Origin of the sequence: Burkholderia sp. JKS000303 (genome assembly GCF_002563755.1) — a bacterium.
In the GTDB taxonomy this organism is placed as follows: Bacteria; Pseudomonadota; Gammaproteobacteria; order Burkholderiales; family Burkholderiaceae; genus Burkholderia; species Burkholderia anthina_B.
In genome coordinates this window covers 3,333,275-3,352,230 of the sequence record NZ_PDBZ01000001.1, presented here as the reverse complement: position 1 = coordinate 3,352,230, position 18,956 = coordinate 3,333,275, and the positions used below count along the sequence as shown (strand labels likewise).

Genomic DNA, 18,956 nt, shown 5'->3' with positions numbered 1-18,956 from the left:
GCGCTCAGTACCCCTTCGGCTGGATCGCCGGCGCGCCGACACCGCGCGCGCCCTGCTTGCCGCCGCGCACCAGGCAGCGCCCGTGCGGGCCGTACACGCCGTCGGCCTCCGGATACAGCGTCAGCAGCACGAAATACAGCAGCCCGCCGACCGCCAGCGATACCGGCACGCTGAGATCGAGCCCGCCCGCGAGATTGCCGAGCGGCCCGACGAACTGCCCCGGCAGGTTCACGAACGACAGACCGATGAACGCCGCCGGCAGCCAGGCACCCATCGCGCGCAGGTTCCAGCCGTGCGTGAACCAGTAGTGGCCGCCGCGCAGCCCGCGGTTGAACACCTGCAGGTCGTCGGCGAGATAGAAGCCGCGGCGCGTCACGTAGCCGATCACCATGATCGCCATCCACGGGCAGCTGAACGTGTCGATCAGCGTCGAGAACGTCGCGACGCTTTCGACGAGGTTGAACCAGAAGCGGCCGACGAAGATGAACGCGATCGCGATCGTGCCGATCAGCAGCGTCGCGCGCACGCGGTTCAGGAAGCGCGGGAACATGCTCGACACGTCGAGGCCCGTGCCGTACAGCGCGGTCGTGCCGGTCGACATCCCGCCGATGATCGCGATCAGGCACATCGGCAGCAGGAACCAGCGCGGCGACACGGCGAGCAGCCCCCCGACGTAGTCGTTCGACGCGATGAACGCAGGCGCCTTCGACGCGATGATCGTCGCGGTCGCGAGGCCGAAGAAGAACGGCACGAAGGTCGCGATCTGCGCGGCGAACACGGCGCCCATCACGCGCCGCTTCGGCGTGTGCTGCGGAATGTAGCGCGCCCAGTCGCCGAGCGTCGACGCGAACGACACCGGGTTGCTCAGCGCGACCAGCACCGCGCCGACGAACGCGGCCCAGAAGCCCGCGCTGCCCTGGTTCAGCGTGCCCGCGTAGTTCACGTCGAACAGGCCGGCGAACGCGAACAGCCCGGCGACGAACAGCAGGCTCGCGGCCCACACGGCGATCTTGTTGACCCACAGCATGAAGCGAAAGCCGTAGATGCAGACGATCAGCACGAGCACCGCGAACACCATGTACGCCGCGCCGAGCGTGAAGCCGTTGACCGGCACGCCGACCATGTTGTGCGCGCCGCCGACGAGTGCGTCGCCGGAGCTCCACACTGCGAGCGAGAAGAACGCGATCGACGTGAGCAGCGCGAGGAACGAACCGACGATCCGGCCGTGGATGCCGAAATGCGCGCCGGACGAGACCGGGTCGCTCGTGCCGTTGCGCGGGCCGAACAGGCTCATCGGCGCGAGGATGCACGTGCCGACCAGGACGCCGAGCACGATCGCGGCGACACCCGCCTTGAACGACAGCCCGACCAGCACCGGAAAGCTGCCGAGCACCGATGTGGAAAACGTATTGCAGCCGCCGAACAGCAGCCGGAACAGATCGATCGGACGCGCATAGCGCGATACGTCGGGAATGCGCTCGAAACCGAACGATTCGACTTGCGTAATCCTGCCTTCACTCATTTGTCTCCAGCTCCTCTGGTGCGTCGGTACGGCCCGCGACAGCGGCCATACGACACATCGTCATCAATTCGCGGCCACTCTAAACCGGATCAGGCGGCGCAAATATCACGCATTCGAGACGTTTACGACGAAGGAGAACAATGTTTTGCGGCAGGGAATCGGCGGGATCCCGCGCCATCGCTGCGGCGCGGGCGATGCAACGTCAGTGCGCGGGCACGGCCGCCGGCGCGCGGCAGGCGATCAGGCCCCGTTGAACGGCCGGCCGGCTCTCGATGTCGGCGAGCCAGCGCGCGACGTGCGGGTAGCCGCCGATGTCGATCTCGAGTTCGGCCGTCGCGCGCAGCCACGGGAAGGCGGCGATGTCGGCGATCGAATACCGCGACGACGCGAGATACGGCGATTCCGCCAATCGTCCGTTCACGACGCCATAGAGGCGCCGCGCCTCGTTCCGATAACGGTCGATCGCCTCTGCATTGACCGTCTTCGATGCACGCAGGAACCACCAGAGCTGGCCGAGCATCGGTCCGATGCCGCCGATCTGGACATGCAGCCATTGCTGGACCGCCGTGCGCTCGGCCAGCGTATCCGGGTGCAGGCAGCCCGTTTTCGCGGCGAGGTAGCTGAGGATCGCGCCGGATTCGAACACGGCCAGCCCGGTGTCATGGTCGACGATGGCCGGGATCTTGCCGTTCGGGTTGATCGCGAGGAACGCCGGGCTGCGCTGCTCGCCGGCGGACAGGTTCACGTACACGCGGTCGTAGGTCAGCCCGGCCTCCTCCAGGTAGATGCCGATCTTGTGGCCGTTCGGCGTGTCGGCCGTATGGAACGTGAGTGTGTGCGTCGATGTCATGTCGGTCCTTGTCATTCGTTTATCGTTGCAACTACAATCGTTGCAATTGCAATCCTATGCCGGGATCGACACGCCCGGCAACATGCCAGTACTCGAAGGAGGGACATGCAGACTGCGCGATCCGGTCCGCCCGTGCGGACGCCCGACACCCGCCGCGCCGCGGCGGCCTGCGTTGAACGGCTGACGACGCGGCGACTCTCGCCCCGCCGCGACGCGATGACCCCGCTCGATGCGATCCGCGCGGCCGCCGACTGCCTCGAACGCGATGCGGCGACCTCGGGCCGCGTCTGGGTCATCCGCCCCGACGTCCCCGCGGCGGCGACACCGCGCCGCATCAGCGCGTGGCCGCTGCGCTTTCTCGATCCGGCCGGACAGTTCGAACGGCCGTTGCTGTACCTGCTGCAGGCACATGCGACGGACCGGCTGCGGCTGGCGTCGGCCGAAACGGTCGACCGCGGGATCTTCGTGAACGACGCGGAAACGTCCCGCTCGTCATGGCCCAAGGGCGTGATGCCCGACGTCCCGCACTGGCTGGCCGCGAACCCGGCGTGCACGCCATACGATCCCGCGTCGGGCGACGAAGCGCTCGCGATCCTGCGCGGCGCGCTGCGCGCGCTCTATGTCGCCGGCCAGCCCGGATTCTGTTATCTCGCGAGCCACGACGGCTGCGTGCCCGGCGTGCGGCCGCTTTCCGCCACGGCGGCCCGCGACGCGTTCAACGGCATGGTGCGGGCCGGCCGGCGCGCGGCGGCCGGCCCCGCCGCCAAGGTTCGTCTGTGCGGCGCGGGCAGCACGCTCGCGCAGGTACTGGAAGCCGCCGACCTGCTGCATGACGAATGGCGCATCGACTCGACGATCTGGAGCTGCCCGAGCTACACGCGGCTCGCGCGCGACGCGCGCGCCGCCGAACGCTGGAACCTGCTGCACCCGCACGCCGCGCCGCGCATCGCGCACGTCAGCGCGTGCCTCGGCGAAGACGGCACGCCGGTGCTCGCGGTCACGGGCTATGCGCGACACGTCGCCGCGCAGATCGGCGCGTTCGTCCCTGCCCGCTTCACGGCACTCGGCGCAGATCTGTCCGGCCCCGGCGCGCCGGCGCCGGATGCGCGCTGGATCGCCGCGGTCGCGATCCGCATGCTGGCCGACGACGGCCGCGTGCCGGCCGACTGGGCCGCACGGGCCATGCAGCGGTATGCGCGCGACTGAAACGCGCGACGCTGGCCGCTACTTCGCGTCGGCCGCCGCATCGCGCGCAGCGGCAATCGTGCGATCGAGCGCGGCGGCCATCGCCGCCTGCTCTTTCGCGCCGAACTGGTCGAGAAACAGCTCCGCGACCGTCGACTGGTACACCTTCCACATCTTTTTGCGCAGCGTGCGGCCCTTGTCGGTGATGCTCGCGAACGCGGCGCGGCCGTCATCCGCGGAACGCACGCGTGTGACGAGCCCGTCCTGTTCGAGCCGGTCGACGAGCCGCGTGAGGTTGTAGCGCTCGATCGCGAGCACGTCGGCCAGTTCGTGCATGCGACGCGTGCCGTCGGGCCCGCTTTCCAGCCCCCACAACGCGTCGTACCACGCATACGCGGGCAGGCCGGCGTCCGCGAGGCGCCGCTCGATCTCGCGAATCATCGTGCGGTGCGCGCGGACAAACGAGAACCACAGATCCGGTTCGGGTGCACTCATGTCAGGTCGTTCCTCTCGTTGAATTGCAGTTGCAATTAAATTTTACCTCGATACAATGGGCCTCGATACGATTGCAATTGCAACTATCTGGCCGCCCATCGGCGGCCCTTCCGTCACGCGCAGCGGCGCCACGACCGTCGCCCCGCGCAGCCTGATGCTTCTGGAGACACTGCATGACCGCACCTCTCGCGCTACCCGACATTGATCCGCAGGAAACCCGTGAATGGCTCGATGCGCTCGAATCCGTCATCGCGCTCGAAGGCCGTCCGCGCGCGCACTACCTGCTCGACCAGCTGGCCGATCTCGATGCGGCCCGCCACGGCGACCTGCACGGCCGCGTGACGACCGCCTATGTGAACACCGTGCCGCGCGCGCGGCAGCCGGCCTATCCGGGCGATCTCGCGCTCGAGCGGCGGCTCAACGCGATGATCCGCTGGAACGCGATGGTCATGGTGCTGCGCGCCAGCCGGCATTCGAACGTCGGCGGCCACATCGCGACCTACCAGTCCGCCGCGGTGCTGTACGACGTCGGCTTCGACCACTTCTTCCGCGGCCGCACCGACACGTTCGACGGCGACATGGTCTACATCCAGGGGCACTCGGCGCCCGGCATCTATGGCCGCGCGTATCTCGAAGGCCGCATCACGGATGCGCAGCTCGACAACTTCCGCCGCGAGACCGGCCGCGAAGCGGGACGCGACGGTCTGTCGTCCTATCCGCATCCGCGCCTGATGCCCGACTTCTGGCAGTTCCCGACCGTCTCGATGGGGCTCGGCCCGCTCACGGCCGCCTATCAGGCGCGCTTCATGCGCTACCTCGAATATCGCGGGCTGAAACCGCATCAGGGTCGCAAGGTCTGGGCGTTTCTCGGCGACGGCGAAATGGACCAGCCCGAATCGCTCGCCGCGATCTCGCTCGCCGGACGCGAGCGGCTCGACAACCTGATCTTCGTCGTGAACTGCAACCTGCAGCGCCTCGACGGCCCGGTGCGCGGCAACGGCAAGGTCATCCAGGAACTCGAAGGCACGTTCCGCGCGGCCGGCTGGAACGTCGTCAAGGTGATCTGGGGCAGCGGCTGGGACCGGCTGCTCGAACGCGACACGACCGGCCTGCTGCGCCAGCGGATGATGGAATGCGTCGACGGCGACTACCAGACCTTCAAGTCGCAGAGCGGCGCATACGTGCGCGAGCACTTCTTCGGCAAGTACCCCGAACTGCTCGACCTCGTCGCCGACCTGTCCGACGACGACATCTGGAAACTGGCGCGCGGCGGCCACGATCCGGAGAAGGTGCATGCGGCCTATGCGCAGGCGATGCGCGCGGACGGACGACCGACCGTGGTGCTCGCGAAGACGATCAAGGGTTTCGGCATGGGCGAAGCCGGCGAAGGCCAGAACGTGAACCATCAGCTGAAAAAGATGAGCGCGGATGCCGTGCGGGCATTCCGCGACCGCTTCGCGCTGCCGGTCAGCGACGCACAGCTCGACGAACTGCCCTACCTGAAGCCGGAACCCGGCAGCGCCGAAGCACGCTATTTCGCGGAACGCCGCGCGGCGCTCGGCGGCCACGTGCCGGCCCGCTTCAGCGACGTCGCGCCGCTGCCGGTGCCGCCGCTCGCCGCGTTCGACGGCCAGCTCAAGGACAGCGGCGAGCGCGGGCTGTCGACGACGATGGCCTTCGTGCGCATCCTCGGCACGCTGCTGAAGGACCCGAATTTCGGCAAGCTCGTCGTGCCGATCGTGCCGGACGAATCGCGCACGTTCGGGATGGAAGGCCTGTTCCGCCAGATCGGCATCCATTCGCATCTCGGCCAGCTCTACACGCCGCAGGATGCCGGCCAGCTCAGCTATTACAAGGAAGCGAAGGACGGGCAGATCCTGCAGGAAGGCATCAACGAATCGGGCGCGATCGCGTCGTGGATCGCGGCCGGCACCGCGTACAGCAACCACGGGCTGCCGACGATTCCGTTCTACATCTTCTATTCGATGTTCGGGCTGCAGCGGGTCGGCGATCTCGCGTGGGCGGCGGGCGACGCACGCACGCGCGGCTTCCTGCTCGGCGCGACGTCGGGACGCACGACGCTGATGGGCGAAGGGCTGCAGCACGACGACGGGCACAGCCACGTGCTGTCGTCGGTGATTCCGAACTGCGTGTCGTACGACCCGACCTACGCGTACGAACTCGCGGTGATCGTGCGCGACGGGTTGCGACGGATGTATGCGGAGCACGAAGACGTGTACTACTACATCACGCTGCTCAACGAGAACTACCCGCATCCGGCGCTGCCCGACGGCGCAGAAACCGGCATCCTCAAGGGCCTCTATCTGCTGCGGGACGGCGCGGCGCGCACGGGTACGCCGCATGTCCAGTTGATGGGCAGCGGTTCGATCCTGCGCGAGGTGCTCGCCGCGAGCGACCTGCTGGCGCAGGACTTCGGCGTGACGAGCGATGTGTGGAGCGCGACGAGCCTGACCGAGCTGCGCCGCGACGGGCTCGCCGCGGAGCGCTGGAACCTGCTGCATCCGGATGCGCCGGCGCGCGTGCCCTATGTGCAGCAATGCCTCGACGGCCGCACCGGGCCCGTGGTCGTCACGACCGACTACATGAAGATCATCGGCGACCAGATCCGCGGCTTCGTCGACGGCCGGCGCTTCGTGTCGCTCGGCACCGACGGCTTCGGCCGCTCGGATACGCGCGAAGCGCTGCGTACGTTCTTCGAGGTCGACCGGCACTTCATCGTGATCGCGGCGCTGAAGGCGCTCGCCGACGACGGCACGATCGCGCGCACGCAGGTGGGCGAGGCGATCCGGCGTTACGGGATCGACATCGGCAAGGTCGACCCGGCGACGGTGTAAGCGCGTGAGCGCACGTCGCACACGTCGCACACTTCGTGCGCGTCGGGCCGCGCGGCAGGCACCTTCGTTTTCGCCTGCCGCGCGGCCCCTGCCCGCGTTACGGCCGCGACTGCGCGAGCGGGCCGGGTGCCGGCCGCGCCGTTCCCGCCGGCCAGCCGCCCGCGAGCGCCTTGTACAGCGCGACCGTCGACGCCGCACTGCGCATCTGCCCGTCGGCGGCCGCGTCCTGCGCCTGCAGCAACGTCCGCTGCGCGTCGAGCACTTCGTAGTAGTCGATCGCACCGGCCGAGAAACGCGTCTGCGCGAGCTGCGCCGCGCGTGCGCTGTCGTCCGCGGCACGCACCAGATGGGCGGTCTCGTCGCGCGTACGCGCAACCCGCAGCAACGCGTTCTCGGTTTCCTCCAGCGCGCCGAGCACGGTCTGCCGATACTGCGCGAGCTGGCCGGCCGCTTCCGCGTCGCTCGCGGCGATTCGTGCCCGCACGCGGCCGACGTCGAGGAACGACCAGTCGATGCCGAGCGCGATCAGGTTCGTGTCGCTGCCCGCGCGGAAGAACCCGTAACTGCTCGTCGCGCTGCCGAGCAACCCCGACAGCGTGAAGCGCGGAAACAGGTCGGCCGTCGCGACGCCGACCCGCGCGGTCGCCGCATGCAGCCGCGCTTCGGCCGCAGCCACATCCGGGCGCCGGCGCAGCAGATCGCCCGGCGTGCCCGGATCGAGGTCCGCGGCGAGCGCCGGCAACGGCACCGTCGCGCCCTTCGGCACGTCGAACCGGCCGATCAGCGCGTCCGGCGTCTGCCCGGTCAGCACCGCGAGCCGGTGCTCGTCGACGCCGATCGCCGCTTCGTATACGGCGACCCGCGACGTCGTCGACTCGTACTGCGCACGCGCACGTGCCGCATCGAGTTCGGAGCCGCGGCCCGCGCCGACGCGCGCATTGATCAGCGCGAGCGTCTGCTTCTGGTTGTCGGCGTTCTCGCGCGCGATCCGCAGCCGCTCCTGCGAACCGCGCAGATCGACGTAGGTGCTCGCGACCTCGCCCGCGATCGCGACGCGCACCGCGCGCACGTCGGCCGCGCTGGCCGCCGTTTCCGCGCGTTGCGACTCGATCGAGCGGCGCACGCGCCCGAACAGGTCCAGCTCCCATGCGGCGTTGATCCCGACGCTCGAGACCGGCGTATCGCGCTGGCTGCGCGGCGCGCCGAACGCCTGATCCTTGCTCATCAGCTGATGGCCGATCTGCCCGCTCGCGGTGATCGTCGGATAGCGGTCGAACGTCGCCTGCGACAGCAGCGCGTTCGACGCGTCGTAGCGCGACACCGCGACTTGCAGATCCTGGTTCGCCGCGAGCGCCGCATCGATCAGCTGCGTGAGCGCCGGATCGCCGAAGCCGCGCCAGAACGTGGCGTCGGCAGCGGCCGACGCATCGGGCGGCGACGTATCCTGCGTAGCCGGATGCGTGTCACGCGCGAAGCGCGCGGCGGTCGCCGGGTCGGGTCGTTTGAAATCGGGGCCGACCGCGCAGGCGGCAAGCGTCACCGACATCGCGAGCGCGGAAAGACGAAAAGCGGCGCTCATCGGTTTTCTCCTTCGAGGGTGCCGTGCTGTTCGCTCCACACGGCCGGCGTGCCGCCCGCGAGCTTGCGGATCGCCACATAGAACACGGGCGTGAGAAACAGCCCGAACAGCGTGACGCCGAGCATCCCCGCGAACACGGTGACGCCGGTTGCCGCGCGCACTTCGCTGCCCGCGCCGCTGCCGATCAGCAGCGGCACCGAACCGGCAATGAACGCGACCGACGTCATCACGATCGGACGCAGCCGCAGCCGGCACGCTTCGAGCGCCGCTTCGATCACGCCCTTGCCCTGGATTTCGAGCTCGCGCGCGAATTCGACGATCAGGATCGCGTTCTTGCACGCAAGCCCCATCAGCACGACGAGACCGACCTGCACGAACACGTTGTTGTCGCCGCCGGACAGCCACACGCCGAACAGCGCCGCGCACATGCACACCGGCACGATCAGGATCACCGCGAGCGGCAGCGTCCAGCTCTCGTACAGCGATGCGAGCACGAGGAACACGAGCATCACCGCGAGCGGGAACACGACGATCGCCGCGTTGCTCTGCGTGACCTGCTGGTAACTGAGGTCGGTCCATTCGAGCGTGATGCCGGGCGGCAGCACGTCCTTCGCGATCTGCTGTAGCTTCGCGATCGTCTGCGACGACGACATCGCCTTCGGGTCCGCGTCGCCGATCAGGTCGGCGGCCGGATAGCCGTTGTAGCGCACGACCGGGTCCGGCCCGTATGCGGGCGCCACCGTCACCATCGAGCCAATCGGCACCATCTCGCCCTTCGCGTTGCGCGTGCGCAGGTTCGCGATGTCGGCGGCGGTCTGCCGGTGCCCGGCGTCGGCTTGCGCCATCACGCGATACACGCGCCCGAATGCATTGAAGTCGTTCACGTACATCGAGCCGAGATAGACCTGCAGCGTGTTGAACAGGTCGGTCAGCGCGACACCCTGCGCCTTCGCCTTCAGCCGGTCGACCTTCACCTCGAGCTGCGGGATGTTCGCCTGGTACGAGCTGACCGGATAGCTCATCCCCGGCGTCTTCGCGACGGCCGCCTGGAACGCGGTCAACGCGTTCTGCAGTTCGCCGTAGCCGAGCCCGCCGCGATCCTCGAGATACAGCGAGTAGCCGGAACCGTTGCCGAGCCCCTGGATCGGCGGCGGCATCAGCGCATAGGTGATGCCGCCGCCGATCGCCGCGAAGCGCGCGTTCAGGTCCGCGTTGATCTGCGCGGCGGTGCGGTGACGCTGGTCGAACGGCTTCAGGATCACGTACGAGTTCGTGATGTTCGGCGTGTTCACGCCCTGCAGCGCATTGAGCCCGGCAAACGCCGGCACCATCTCGACGCCGTCGGTGCCGAGCGCGATCTTCGTCATCTGCTCGGTCACCGCGCTGGTGCGCGCAAGCGATGCGCCTTCCGGCAGCTTCGCGCCGGCGAACAGGTACAGCTTGTCCTGCACGGGGATGAAGCCGCCGGGCACCGCGTTGAACAGCAGCGCGGTGGCCGCGAGCAAGGCCGCGTAGACGGCGAACACCACGCCGCGCCGCTTCAGCGTGCGCGCGACGACGCCGTGATAGCGATCGGCGCTGCGCTCGAAGAACCGGTTGAACGGATGGAACAGCCAGCCGAACGCACGGTCGAGCCCACGCGTAAGCGCATCCTTCGGCGCGCCGTGCGGGCGCAGCAGCTTCGCGGCGAGCGCGGGCGACAGCGTCAGCGAGTTGATCGCGGAGATCACCGTCGAGATCGCGATCGTCACCGCGAACTGCCTGTAGAACTGGCCGGTGACGCCCGACATGAACGCCATCGGCACGAACACCGCGCACAGCACGAGCGCGATCGCGACGATCGGCCCCGACACCTCGCGCATCGCCTGGTGCGCGGCGTCGCGCGGGCTCAGGCCCTGCGCGATGTTGCGCTCCACGTTCTCGACGACGACGATCGCATCGTCGACGACGATCCCGATCGCCAGCACGAGCCCGAACAGCGTCAGCGTGTTGATCGAATAGCCGAGCAGGTAGAGCCACGCGAACGTGCCGACCACCGACACCGGCACCGCGACGAGCGGAATGATCGACGCGCGCCAGGTCTGCAGGAACAGGATCACGACGAGCACGACCAGCACGACGGCCTCGATCAGCGTGTGCTGCACCGCGCGGATCGACTCGCGCACGAACACGGTCGGGTCCCACACCGGTCGATACGCGACGCCCGGCGGGAAGCGCTTCGACAGTTCGTCGAGCTTCGCATACACGGCCTTCGCGACGTCGAGCGCGTTCGCGCCCGGCGACAGGAAGATGCCGACCACCGCCGAATGCTTGTCGTTGAAATACGAGCGCAACGTGTAGTCGCCCGCGCCGAGTTCGATGCGCGCGACGTCGGACAGCTTCACGACCTGGCCGTCGTCGCCGTTGCGCAGCACGATGTCGCCGAACTCCTGCACGGTGCGCAGCCGGCCGCGCACGTTGATCGACACCAGGAAGTCGTTTTTCTTCGGTGACGGCTCCGCGCCGAGCTGGCCGGCCGACACCTGCACGTTCTGCTCGCGCACGGCGGCGATCACGTCGCTCGCGGTCAGCCCGCGCGACGCGAGCCGGTTCGGGTCGAGCCAGAGCCGCATCGCGTAGTCGCCGGAGCCGTACACGCCGACGTCGCCGATGCCGGTCAGGCGCGACAGCTCGTCCTTCACGTGCAGCGTCAGGTAGTTGCGCAGGTACAGCGAATCGCGGCTGTTGTCCGGCGAATAGAGGCTCACGTACATCAGCGGCGTCGGCGACTGCTTCTGCGTGGTCACGCCGTACTGGCGCACCTCGTCGGGCAGGCGCGACAGTGCCTGGCTCACGCGGTTCTGCACGCGCACGGCGGCCGTGTCGGGATCGACGCCCTGCAGGAACGTGACGACGACCTGCAGGCTGCCGTCCGAACCGGCAACCGACTTCATGTACATGATCCCTTCGACGCCGTTGATCGCCTCTTCCAGCGGTTCGGCGACCGATTCGGCGATTTCCTTCGGGTTCGCGCCCGGATACGTCGCACGCACGACGACGCTCGGCGGCACGACTTCAGGATATTCGCCGGCGGGCAGCATCGGGATCGAGATCAGGCCGAGCGCGAAGATCACGATCGACAGCACGACCGCGAAGATCGGGCGGTCGATGAAGAATCGGGAGAAATCCATCACGTGTCTCCCGTTATTGCGCGGCCGGCGCGCCGGCGTCCGCGTTGGCCATGGCCTGGGTACCGCTGCCCGGGCCGCTGCCGGCACCCGCATCCGCCCGCGCGGGTAGCGCCTTCGGCTTCACTTGCGCGCCCGGATAGTAGATCCGCTGCACGCCGTCGACGACCACGCGGTCGCCCGACTGCAGCCCCTTCTCGACGATCCGCTCGCCGTCGAGCTCGCGCCCGATCGTCACGTCGCGGCGCAGCGCCTTGTCGCCGGCGCCGATCACATACACGTACTTGCGATCCTGGTCGGTGAGCACGGCCTTGTCGTCGACGAGCAGCGCATCCTGGTCGCGGCCGCTGACGAGCTGCACGCGCGCATAGAGGCCCGGCGTGAACGTATGGTCCGCATTCGACAGCCGCACGCGCGCGCGGATCGTGCCGGTTTGCGGATCGAGCCGGTTGTCGAGGAAGTCCACGGTGCCCGCGTGCGGAAAGCCCGTCTCGTTCGCAAGGCCCACGCGCACCGGATCGGCGCCGATCGCGCGATGCTTCGGATCGGCACGCCGCGCGTTGTAGCGCAGATAGCTCTGTTCGTCGCAGTCGAAATACACGTAGACGGGATCCTGCGACACGACGGTGGTCAGCAGCGTGTCGTCCGCGCGTGCGAGATTGCCGGCGGTTGCGATCGCGCGGCCGACGCGGCCTGCGATCGGCGCGCGCACGTCGGTGAAGCCGAGGTTGAGCTTCGCATCGGCGACGGCCGCATCGGCCGCCTGCAGATCGGCGCGCGCCTGCTCGGCGGTCGCGCGGGCGGTGTCGAGCTCTTCCTGGGACGTTGCATGCGCATCGATCAGCGTCTGCACGCGCTTGAGCTGCACGTTCGCGAGGCTCGCGGCCGCACGGGCGCGCTGCTGCTGCGCGTTCGCGCGGTCGAGCGCGATCCGGTACGGACGCGGGTCGATCTCGAACAGCACGGTGCCCTGCGCAACGAGATCGCCCTCCTTGTACGCAACGCGTTGCAGATAGCCGCTCACGCGCGGCCGCAATTCGACCGCATCGACGGCTTCAACGCGTCCGTTGAATTCGTCCGCGAGGCGGATCGTGCGCGGTGCGACGGTCGTCACCCCGACTTCGGGAAGGGGATGGGCCGACGATGCGTCTTTGCCGTCGTGACAGCCCGACAACGCCAGCAGCAGAGCGCAGGCCGCGCCCAAAGGCGACGTCCTGCGTAGGGATAAGGAGAGCATGATGCCTCGCGACGGGTTAAACTGCCGCGTAGCATAAAAGTTGACGTTAACTTTAAGTCAAGTTTTCCCGGAGGGCGTCATGGGTATCGACGAAACACCGAAATGGCCGCTGATGTCGATCCGCGAAGTGGCCGCGCGCAGCGGCGTACCGGCGTCGACGCTGCGCTTCTACGAGACGCGCGGGCTCATCAAGTCGCATCGCAACGGTTCGAGCCATCGCCACTATTCGCGCGCGGTGCTGCGGCTGATCGCGTTCATCGTGTTCGCGCAGAAGATCGGTTATTCGCTCGACGAGATCGCCGAACAGCTCGTGAGCCTGCCGGAAGACGCCGCGCCGACCAACAAGGACTGGCAGCGGCTGTCGCGCGGCTGGAAGCAGCGCGTCGCCAACCGGATCGAGGAGTTGCAGCGGCTCTACATCAATCTCGACGAATGCATCGGCTGCGGCTGCCTGTCGCTCAAGCGCTGCAAGCTGACCAACCCCGAGGATCGCGCGGGCCGCAACGGGCCCGGCGCGCGGCGCTGGCTCGGCGATACGCCGCCCGATCTCGACTGACGCAGGCGGCCGGCGCCGCGCCGGCCTGCCCTGTCACCCGACCCGCCAGCCGCCGTTCACCGCGATCGTCGCGCCGGTGACGAACGCCGCGCGCGGCCCGGCGAGCCATGCGACCGCATCCGCGACATCGTCCGGATGCCCGGCACGGCCGACCGGCGTCTGCTCGCGGATCGTCGCCGCGATGGCCGGCGCCACGCCGCCGTCGCCAAAAAAGCGCGTGTCGGCGATATAACCGGGCGCGACCGTATTGACCGTGACGCCGCGCGGCCCGAGCTCGCGCGCGAGCGCGACGGTGAACCCTTCGATGCCCGCCTTCGCCGCCGCATACGCGAGGCCGCCCGGCAGCAGGCTGCCGGCGCGCGCCGCGATCGAGCCGAGGTTGACGATCCGCGCGGCGCGGTCGGCCAGGTACGGCAACACGGCCATCGTCGCGACGAACGCGCTTTTCAGGTTCGCATCGAGCACGGTGTCCCACACGGTTTCGGCGTCGGCCGCCTCCGTATCCGCGCCGACGCGCCCCGTCAGCCCCGCGTTGTTGACCAACACGTCGATGCGCGGCCACTGCGCGACGATCGCATCGACGGCCGCCGTCGCGTCGTGTCGCTTGCTCAGGTCGGCCGCTTGCCCGATCGCCGCGGCGCCGAGCCGCGCGACGGCGGCATCCAGCCTCCGTGCGTCGCGCCCGACGATCGCAACGCGATAGCCGTCTTCCACCAGCCTGCTCGCGATCGCGAAGCCGATCCCGCTCGACCCGCCCGTGACGATCGCCGTTCGCTGCTGTTCGCTGCCCGTCATGTCCTGCCCTCCTTTCCTCGGTGTTGACGATTGATGACATTGGCAGTCTGGGCAATGCGCAGCGATAGGTAAAATACGAATTCGATGACCGACTGATACGAAAAAGGTATCGCATGATTGATCTGCGCCAGTTCAGGCAATTCATTGCCGTCGCCGAAACGCTGAGCTTCCGGCGCGCCGCCGAGCGCCTGCACATGGCGCAGCCGCCGCTGAGCGCCGCGATCCGCAAGCTCGAGGACGCGCTGGGGGTCGCGCTGTTCGAACGCGACAACCGCGGCTCGACGCTCACGCCGGCCGGCGACGCGTTCCTGCTCGAAGCGCGGCGCGCGATCGAGCAGGCCGAGCGCGCGGTGGCCGTCGCGCGGCGCGCGGGCGCCGGCCTCGGCGGCACGCTGCGGCTGCGGTTCGTCGACAGCACGGTCAACGCGCTGTTGCCGCTGATCCTCCGCGCATTCCAGGAGCGGCATCCGGACGTCGATTTCCAGCTGGAAGAAGGCACGACCGCCGAGCAGGTGCTCGCGCTGCGGCAGGACCGCACGGACGTCGGCCTCGTCGTGCCGCCGGTCGCCGACGCCGCCGACGTGCACGTCGAGTCGCTGCTGCGCGACCGGATGGTCGCCGCGCTGCCCGACGGCCACCGCCTCGCGCGCCGCCGGCGCATCGCGCTGGCCGAGCTGGCGGACGAACCGTGGGTGTTGTTCGCCGCGCATCACGGGCCCGGCATGCATGCGCTGATCGTGACCGCCTGCGCGCAGGCCGGCTTCGCGCCACGCGTGGTTCAGCAGCCGCGCCAGATGCAGACGACGGCCGGGCTCGTCGCGGGCGGCATCGGCGTCGCGCTGATGCCGCGGCTGTTCGTGCCGATGCAGCCGCAAGGCATTACGTTCTGCGAACTGACCGGCGCGGGCAGCCCGCTCGCGTACGAACTGGCCATCGCGTACCGGACGCCGTCGCCGCTCGTCGATGCGCTGCGGGAGACCGCGCGGCAGGCGGTCGACACCCTGGGGCTCGTCGCGGCGACGTGACCGCGCGCGGCGCTCAGACGTGCAGGATGTTGAGCGCGATGTCGAGCACGGCCTGGCGGAACGCATCCTGCCGCGTGGGCAGCGACGTGAACTCCAGCAACATGTGGCTGTACGCCACCGTCGTGCCGACCGCGCTCGCGATCATGAAGAACAGCACGTTCGGATCGACCGGGCGGATCTCGCCGGCCTCGATCGCGTCCGCCAGCAGCGGAAACATCGCGTCGTGATACGGGTGCACGATCCGCTGCTGCAGGCAGTCGAGCCGGGCACCCTCCTCGGTCGCCGCCGTGGAGAAGAACATGCCGATGTCCGGCTCCTTGAATTCGTGATCGACGCACAGCTCGATCGCGCGCCGCACGCGCTCGCGATGCGGCAATGACGACGTGCGCAGCGCGCGCAACGCGTCGAACTGCGGCTGGGCAAGGTCGGCGATCTGGTCGACGACGGCCAGCCACAACGTTTCCTTCGTGCCGAAATGATGGGCGATCAGCGCCGCGTCGATGCCCAGCTCGCGCGCGACCTCGCGCACGCTCGTCGCATCGTAGCCACGCTTCGCGAACGTGCGGCGCGCGGCCCGCAATATCACGTCCGGACCGACGGACGCGTCCGCCAGCGGCCGCCCGCGCGTACGCCGCTTCGATGGCGCGCGCTCAGTGACTTCAGCCACGTTTTCCTGCTCCCGTTGAATGAATCGAATGCCCGTTTTCGGGCCCCGGTTTCGCGTGCTCGCGACCGGGCTGCCTGCCACGCTCCGTTGACACGCGAAGTCGAGAGGCGCTAGGATCATACCTTATTCATCACGTGATGATTTATTCATGACAACCCCTACTCGCATCGTGATCGTCGGCGGCGGGATCGCCGGATTGCAGCTCGCGACCCGCCTGGGCGAACGCCTCGGCCGCTCCGGGCGCGCGCAAGTCACCGTCGTCGACCGCAGCCCGACCCACGTCTGGAAGCCCATGCTGCATACGATCGCGGCCGGCACGCGCGACGTGCAGCAACAGCAGGTCATCTTCCTCGCGCATGCCCGCGATCACGGCTACACGTACCAGCCCGGCGAACTGAAGGGGCTCGATCGCGCGCGCCGCCGCGTGCAGCTCGGCGAGATTCGCTCGCAGGACGGCGAACGCGTGATCGACGCGCGCGAGATCGAATACGACGTGCTGATCCTCGCGCTCGGCAGCCAGGCCAACGATTTCGGCGTGCCGGGCGTGCGCGAGCACTGCTACTTCATCGACAGCCAGCAACAGGCCGAAACCTTCAACGAAGCGTTGCGGATGCGGGTGTTCCGCAGCATCGCGCGCGACGAGCCGTTTCGCGTCGCGATCGTCGGCGCGGGCGCAACCGGCGTGGAACTGGCGGCCGAACTGAGCCGCCTGCTCGAAGTGGCGCAGGCCTACGGCGATGCGACGGTGCGCGAGCGGCTGCAGCTCACGCTGCTCGAAAGCGGCCCGCGCATCCTTGCGGCGTTTCCGCCGAAGATTTCCGCGTCCGCGCAGCGGCGGCTCGAGCAGATCGGCTTTCATGTGCTGACGTCGACGCGCGTGACGGCCGCCGACGCGAACGGATTCCACTATGGCGACGGTTCGTTCGCCGAAGCGGATCTGATGGTGTGGGCGGCCGGCGTGAAGGCGCCCGATTTCATGCAGGCGCTCGGCGCGCTCGACACGAACCGCGCGAACCAGGTCCTGGTCCAGCCCACGCTGCAGGCCACGGCCGACGAGCACGTGTTCGCGATCGGCGATTGCGCGAGCCTGCAGCTCGACGGCCAGGAGCGGCCGCTGCCGCCGACCGCACAGGTCGCGACGCAGCAGGCCGAGCATCTCGCGAAGCATCTGCCCGCGTGGCTCGACGGCAAGCCGATGCCGCCGTTCGCGTTCCACGATTTCGGCGCGCTCGTGTCGATCAGCGACTACGACGCGTTCGGCACGCTCGGGCAGTTCGGGTTCTTTCGCGGCGGGTTCATCCAGGGGCGCTTCGCGCAATTCAGCCACCTGATGCTGTACCGGCGGCACCAGCAGGCGCTGCACGGATTCTCCAAGGCGACCTTGCTGTGGATCGCCGAACGGATCAACGGCTGCGTGCAGCCGCGCATCCGCCTGTCGTGATGCCACGCGTCGCGGCATCGCGTAACGTTTCGAGGAAAGCAGACATGAACGACAGTGCAGCGCCCTGGCTCATGACCGTTGCCGCGATCGGCAGCTTCGACATGCCCCCCGTCTCGTGGGGCGGCCCGCGACGGCGCAGCGTCACGCGCGACCGGTTGCCGTCGTGGGATCCGACGAGCAAGCCGACCATCAGCGTGCTCGAACGGCCCACGGCCGACACCGTGATGATTTCGTGGTGCGATGCGTGCACCGGTCATTACGGCTATCAGAAGTGGCGGCTGTTCACGACGCGCAAGCGCGGCGTCTGCGCGCTGTCGGGGCGGCCGATCCTGGCCGGCGACAGCGTCTACGCGCCGCAATTGCTCGGCTCGGCGCCGGGCAATGCCGCCGCGATGGTGCTCGCGACATGCATTGATATCGCGGTTTCCGAGACGGCCGATGCGTGACGCGCCTGGTCAGATCATCTGTTATCCGAACGGTTTTCCCGGCATGCAATGCCGAGGGTAAACATCCCGCACGGACCTCGACGCGTTCGATCGCGAGCCGCGCGAACCACACCGGCCGCTCACATCCCGTTCGGCGGGTGTCAGGCCGATATCGACAGGGTCGGCTTCGCCGGCCGGCAAGCGCCTGAACGACTGCTGCGTCGTTGTCGACGACGATCGGCCACGTCCCGTCATGCACACGATGACGTGACCGGGCGCGGCAAGTATTGATCCCGCCGTCCATCTCGCTTCGCTGCAAACCGGCCGGGAATGCAATATATTTCGCTCGCGACCACCGCGAATGCCGGCCATCGAACCCGGCAGCCGTTCAATTGCGGAAGCGCCCCGCCCTCGCCACCGACCGACGCCTGCAATCAACCAGGCCCAACCGTATCAGCGACGTATGCTTGCAAAGAAATCCCGAATCCTCATCGCGGCTGCCGCCATTTTCGCGGCTCATGCACACGCCCAATCGACCGCGCCGGCGCCGGTTCCCGAACGACTCCCGTACGACATTCCGTATGGCCCGCCCATTACGCTCGCGCAGGCACGGACCGTCATTGCTGCGGCCGAAGCCGAAGCGCGGCACCGAAACTGGAAATACGCGGTCGTCATCGTCGATAGCGGCGGCAATCTGATTTCGTGCGACAAAATGGACGGCACGCAACTCGCGTCCGTCGAGATCGCCGAAGCCAAAGCGCGTGCGTCGGTACGTTTCCGCAGGCCGACCAAGGATATGCAGAACGCGATCAACAATGGCGGCGCGACCGGCAACCTCAGCATTCCGGGTATTCTCGCCGGCGAAGGCGGCATTCCGATCGTGATCGGCGGGCAATTGATCGGCGCGATCGGCACCAGCGGCGGCGCGGGCGTGCAGGACAGCGTGATCGCGGCTGCCGGTGCGGCGGCAATCAAGTAAATCGCACGCAACAGGCAGATTCTCGACGAAACGATTATTCCTTCAAAAGAATAATCAAATTCTGACATTTTAATTACGGCCGACTCTCGCATGTCCGGCGCCGGTTGCGGCCCGGCGGATTAACCGTGCGTCGGCCGGCATTCAGCGCCCGATTCCGTCGCGAAAATACGCGATCCGG

At 68.3% G+C, this 18,956-nt stretch carries 15 protein-coding genes; 7 read left to right on the top strand and 8 right to left on the bottom strand.

The window, feature by feature from the left end; genetic code table 11:
- Window positions 1–4 precede the first annotated feature (4 nt).
- Entirely contained in the window at window positions 5–1,522 is a 1,518-nt protein-coding gene (locus BX604_RS16030) for a purine-cytosine permease family protein (RefSeq protein WP_098551658.1), read from the bottom strand.
- 202 nt (window positions 1,523–1,724) lie between these two features.
- Window positions 1,725–2,372 carry a glutathione S-transferase family protein gene (locus BX604_RS16025; RefSeq protein WP_098551657.1) on the bottom strand — a complete coding sequence of 216 codons (648 nt, stop codon included), beginning with the start codon at window positions 2,370–2,372 and terminating at the stop codon, window positions 1,725–1,727.
- A 216-nt stretch (window positions 2,373–2,588) separates the two neighbouring features.
- On the opposite strand from BX604_RS16025, the gene BX604_RS16020 reads away from it, so the two are divergent.
- Window positions 2,589–3,578, top strand: a complete 990-nt coding sequence (locus BX604_RS16020) for a transketolase-like TK C-terminal-containing protein (protein ID WP_257146334.1) — start codon at window positions 2,589–2,591, stop codon at window positions 3,576–3,578.
- Window positions 3,579–3,596: 18 nt separating this feature from the next.
- Here BX604_RS16020 and BX604_RS16015 read toward each other — a convergent pair whose 3' ends face one another.
- The gene (locus tag BX604_RS16015; protein WP_098551655.1) at window positions 3,597–4,052 is read right to left on the bottom strand and encodes a MarR family winged helix-turn-helix transcriptional regulator; all 456 of its coding nucleotides are present in this window, start codon (window positions 4,050–4,052) and stop codon (window positions 3,597–3,599) included.
- 173 nt (window positions 4,053–4,225) lie between these two features.
- Here BX604_RS16015 and aceE point away from each other — a divergent pair, with 173 nt between their 5' ends.
- A complete protein-coding gene (aceE, locus tag BX604_RS16010) occupies window positions 4,226–6,907 on the top strand; it encodes a pyruvate dehydrogenase (acetyl-transferring), homodimeric type (protein WP_098551654.1) in 2,682 nt (893 codons plus the stop codon).
- A 97-nt stretch (window positions 6,908–7,004) separates the two neighbouring features.
- Here aceE and BX604_RS16005 read toward each other — a convergent pair whose 3' ends face one another.
- From BX604_RS16005 to BX604_RS15995, 3 genes are read right to left on the bottom strand one after another with little or no spacing between them, the layout of a single operon-like run.
- A complete protein-coding gene (locus BX604_RS16005; RefSeq protein ID WP_098551653.1) occupies window positions 7,005–8,486 on the bottom strand; it encodes an efflux transporter outer membrane subunit in 1,482 nt (493 codons plus the stop codon).
- A complete protein-coding gene (locus tag BX604_RS16000; RefSeq protein WP_098551652.1) occupies window positions 8,483–11,656 on the bottom strand; it encodes an efflux RND transporter permease subunit in 3,174 nt (1,057 codons plus the stop codon). The genes BX604_RS16005 and BX604_RS16000 overlap by 4 nt, the downstream gene beginning before the upstream one ends.
- 13 nt (window positions 11,657–11,669) lie before the next feature.
- The gene (locus BX604_RS15995; RefSeq protein ID WP_098551651.1) at window positions 11,670–12,890 is read right to left on the bottom strand and encodes an efflux RND transporter periplasmic adaptor subunit; all 1,221 of its coding nucleotides are present in this window, start codon (window positions 12,888–12,890) and stop codon (window positions 11,670–11,672) included.
- Window positions 12,891–12,969: 79 nt separating this feature from the next.
- Here BX604_RS15995 and soxR point away from each other — a divergent pair, with 79 nt between their 5' ends.
- The gene (gene soxR, locus BX604_RS15990) at window positions 12,970–13,446 is read left to right on the top strand and encodes a redox-sensitive transcriptional activator SoxR (RefSeq protein WP_098551650.1); all 477 of its coding nucleotides are present in this window, start codon (window positions 12,970–12,972) and stop codon (window positions 13,444–13,446) included.
- Window positions 13,447–13,479: 33 nt separating this feature from the next.
- Here soxR and BX604_RS15985 read toward each other — a convergent pair whose 3' ends face one another.
- Window positions 13,480–14,241 carry an SDR family NAD(P)-dependent oxidoreductase gene (locus tag BX604_RS15985; protein ID WP_098551649.1) on the bottom strand — a complete coding sequence of 254 codons (762 nt, stop codon included), beginning with the start codon at window positions 14,239–14,241 and terminating at the stop codon, window positions 13,480–13,482.
- A 113-nt stretch (window positions 14,242–14,354) separates the two neighbouring features.
- Between BX604_RS15985 and BX604_RS15980 the strand changes: the two genes are divergently transcribed.
- Window positions 14,355–15,266 (top strand): LysR family transcriptional regulator, encoded by a 912-nt coding sequence (locus tag BX604_RS15980; protein WP_098551648.1) that lies wholly within the window; start codon window positions 14,355–14,357, stop codon window positions 15,264–15,266.
- Between the two features lie 13 nt (window positions 15,267–15,279).
- On the opposite strand, the gene BX604_RS15975 is transcribed toward BX604_RS15980, so the two are convergent.
- On the bottom strand, window positions 15,280–15,933 hold the full coding sequence (locus BX604_RS15975; protein WP_098551647.1) for a TetR/AcrR family transcriptional regulator: 654 nt from the start codon (window positions 15,931–15,933) through the stop codon (window positions 15,280–15,282).
- 148 nt (window positions 15,934–16,081) lie between these two features.
- Between BX604_RS15975 and BX604_RS15970 the strand changes: the two genes are divergently transcribed.
- The 3 genes from BX604_RS15970 (at window position 16,082) to BX604_RS15960 (ending at window position 18,778) form a co-directional block, all read left to right on the top strand.
- Window positions 16,082–17,374, top strand: coding sequence for an NAD(P)/FAD-dependent oxidoreductase (locus BX604_RS15970; protein ID WP_098551646.1), 1,293 nt, complete (start codon window positions 16,082–16,084; stop codon window positions 17,372–17,374).
- A 44-nt stretch (window positions 17,375–17,418) separates the two neighbouring features.
- Window positions 17,419–17,820: a DUF3331 domain-containing protein gene (locus BX604_RS15965; RefSeq protein WP_098551645.1), complete on the top strand. Its 402-nt coding sequence runs from the start codon at window positions 17,419–17,421 to the stop codon at window positions 17,818–17,820.
- Between the two features lie 340 nt (window positions 17,821–18,160).
- Window positions 18,161–18,778, top strand: a complete 618-nt coding sequence (locus BX604_RS15960; RefSeq protein WP_257146333.1) for a GlcG/HbpS family heme-binding protein — start codon at window positions 18,161–18,163, stop codon at window positions 18,776–18,778.
- The last annotated feature ends 178 nt before the right edge of the window (window positions 18,779–18,956 follow it).

Bases quoted from the DNA above. Each gene is read 5' to 3' on its own strand.
- BX604_RS16030 (WP_098551658.1), bottom strand. From the start codon at position 1,522: ATGAGTGAAGGCAGGATTACGCAAGTCGAATCGTTCGGTTTCGAGCGC.
- BX604_RS16025 (WP_098551657.1), bottom strand. From the start codon at position 2,372: ATGACATCGACGCACACACTCACGTTCCATACGGCCGACACGCCGAAC.
- BX604_RS16020 (WP_257146334.1), top strand. From the start codon at position 2,589: ATGACCCCGCTCGATGCGATCCGCGCGGCCGCCGACTGCCTCGAACGC.
- BX604_RS16015 (WP_098551655.1), bottom strand. From the start codon at position 4,052: ATGAGTGCACCCGAACCGGATCTGTGGTTCTCGTTTGTCCGCGCGCAC.
- aceE (WP_098551654.1), top strand. From the start codon at position 4,226: ATGACCGCACCTCTCGCGCTACCCGACATTGATCCGCAGGAAACCCGT.
- BX604_RS16005 (WP_098551653.1), bottom strand. From the start codon at position 8,486: ATGAGCGCCGCTTTTCGTCTTTCCGCGCTCGCGATGTCGGTGACGCTT.
- BX604_RS16000 (WP_098551652.1), bottom strand. From the start codon at position 11,656: ATGGATTTCTCCCGATTCTTCATCGACCGCCCGATCTTCGCGGTCGTG.
- BX604_RS15995 (WP_098551651.1), bottom strand. From the start codon at position 12,890: ATGCTCTCCTTATCCCTACGCAGGACGTCGCCTTTGGGCGCGGCCTGC.
- soxR (WP_098551650.1), top strand. From the start codon at position 12,970: ATGGGTATCGACGAAACACCGAAATGGCCGCTGATGTCGATCCGCGAA.
- BX604_RS15985 (WP_098551649.1), bottom strand. From the start codon at position 14,241: ATGACGGGCAGCGAACAGCAGCGAACGGCGATCGTCACGGGCGGGTCG.
- BX604_RS15980 (WP_098551648.1), top strand. From the start codon at position 14,355: ATGATTGATCTGCGCCAGTTCAGGCAATTCATTGCCGTCGCCGAAACG.
- BX604_RS15970 (WP_098551646.1), top strand. From the start codon at position 16,082: ATGACAACCCCTACTCGCATCGTGATCGTCGGCGGCGGGATCGCCGGA.
- BX604_RS15965 (WP_098551645.1), top strand. From the start codon at position 17,419: ATGAACGACAGTGCAGCGCCCTGGCTCATGACCGTTGCCGCGATCGGC.
- BX604_RS15960 (WP_257146333.1), top strand. From the start codon at position 18,161: ATGCCGGCCATCGAACCCGGCAGCCGTTCAATTGCGGAAGCGCCCCGC.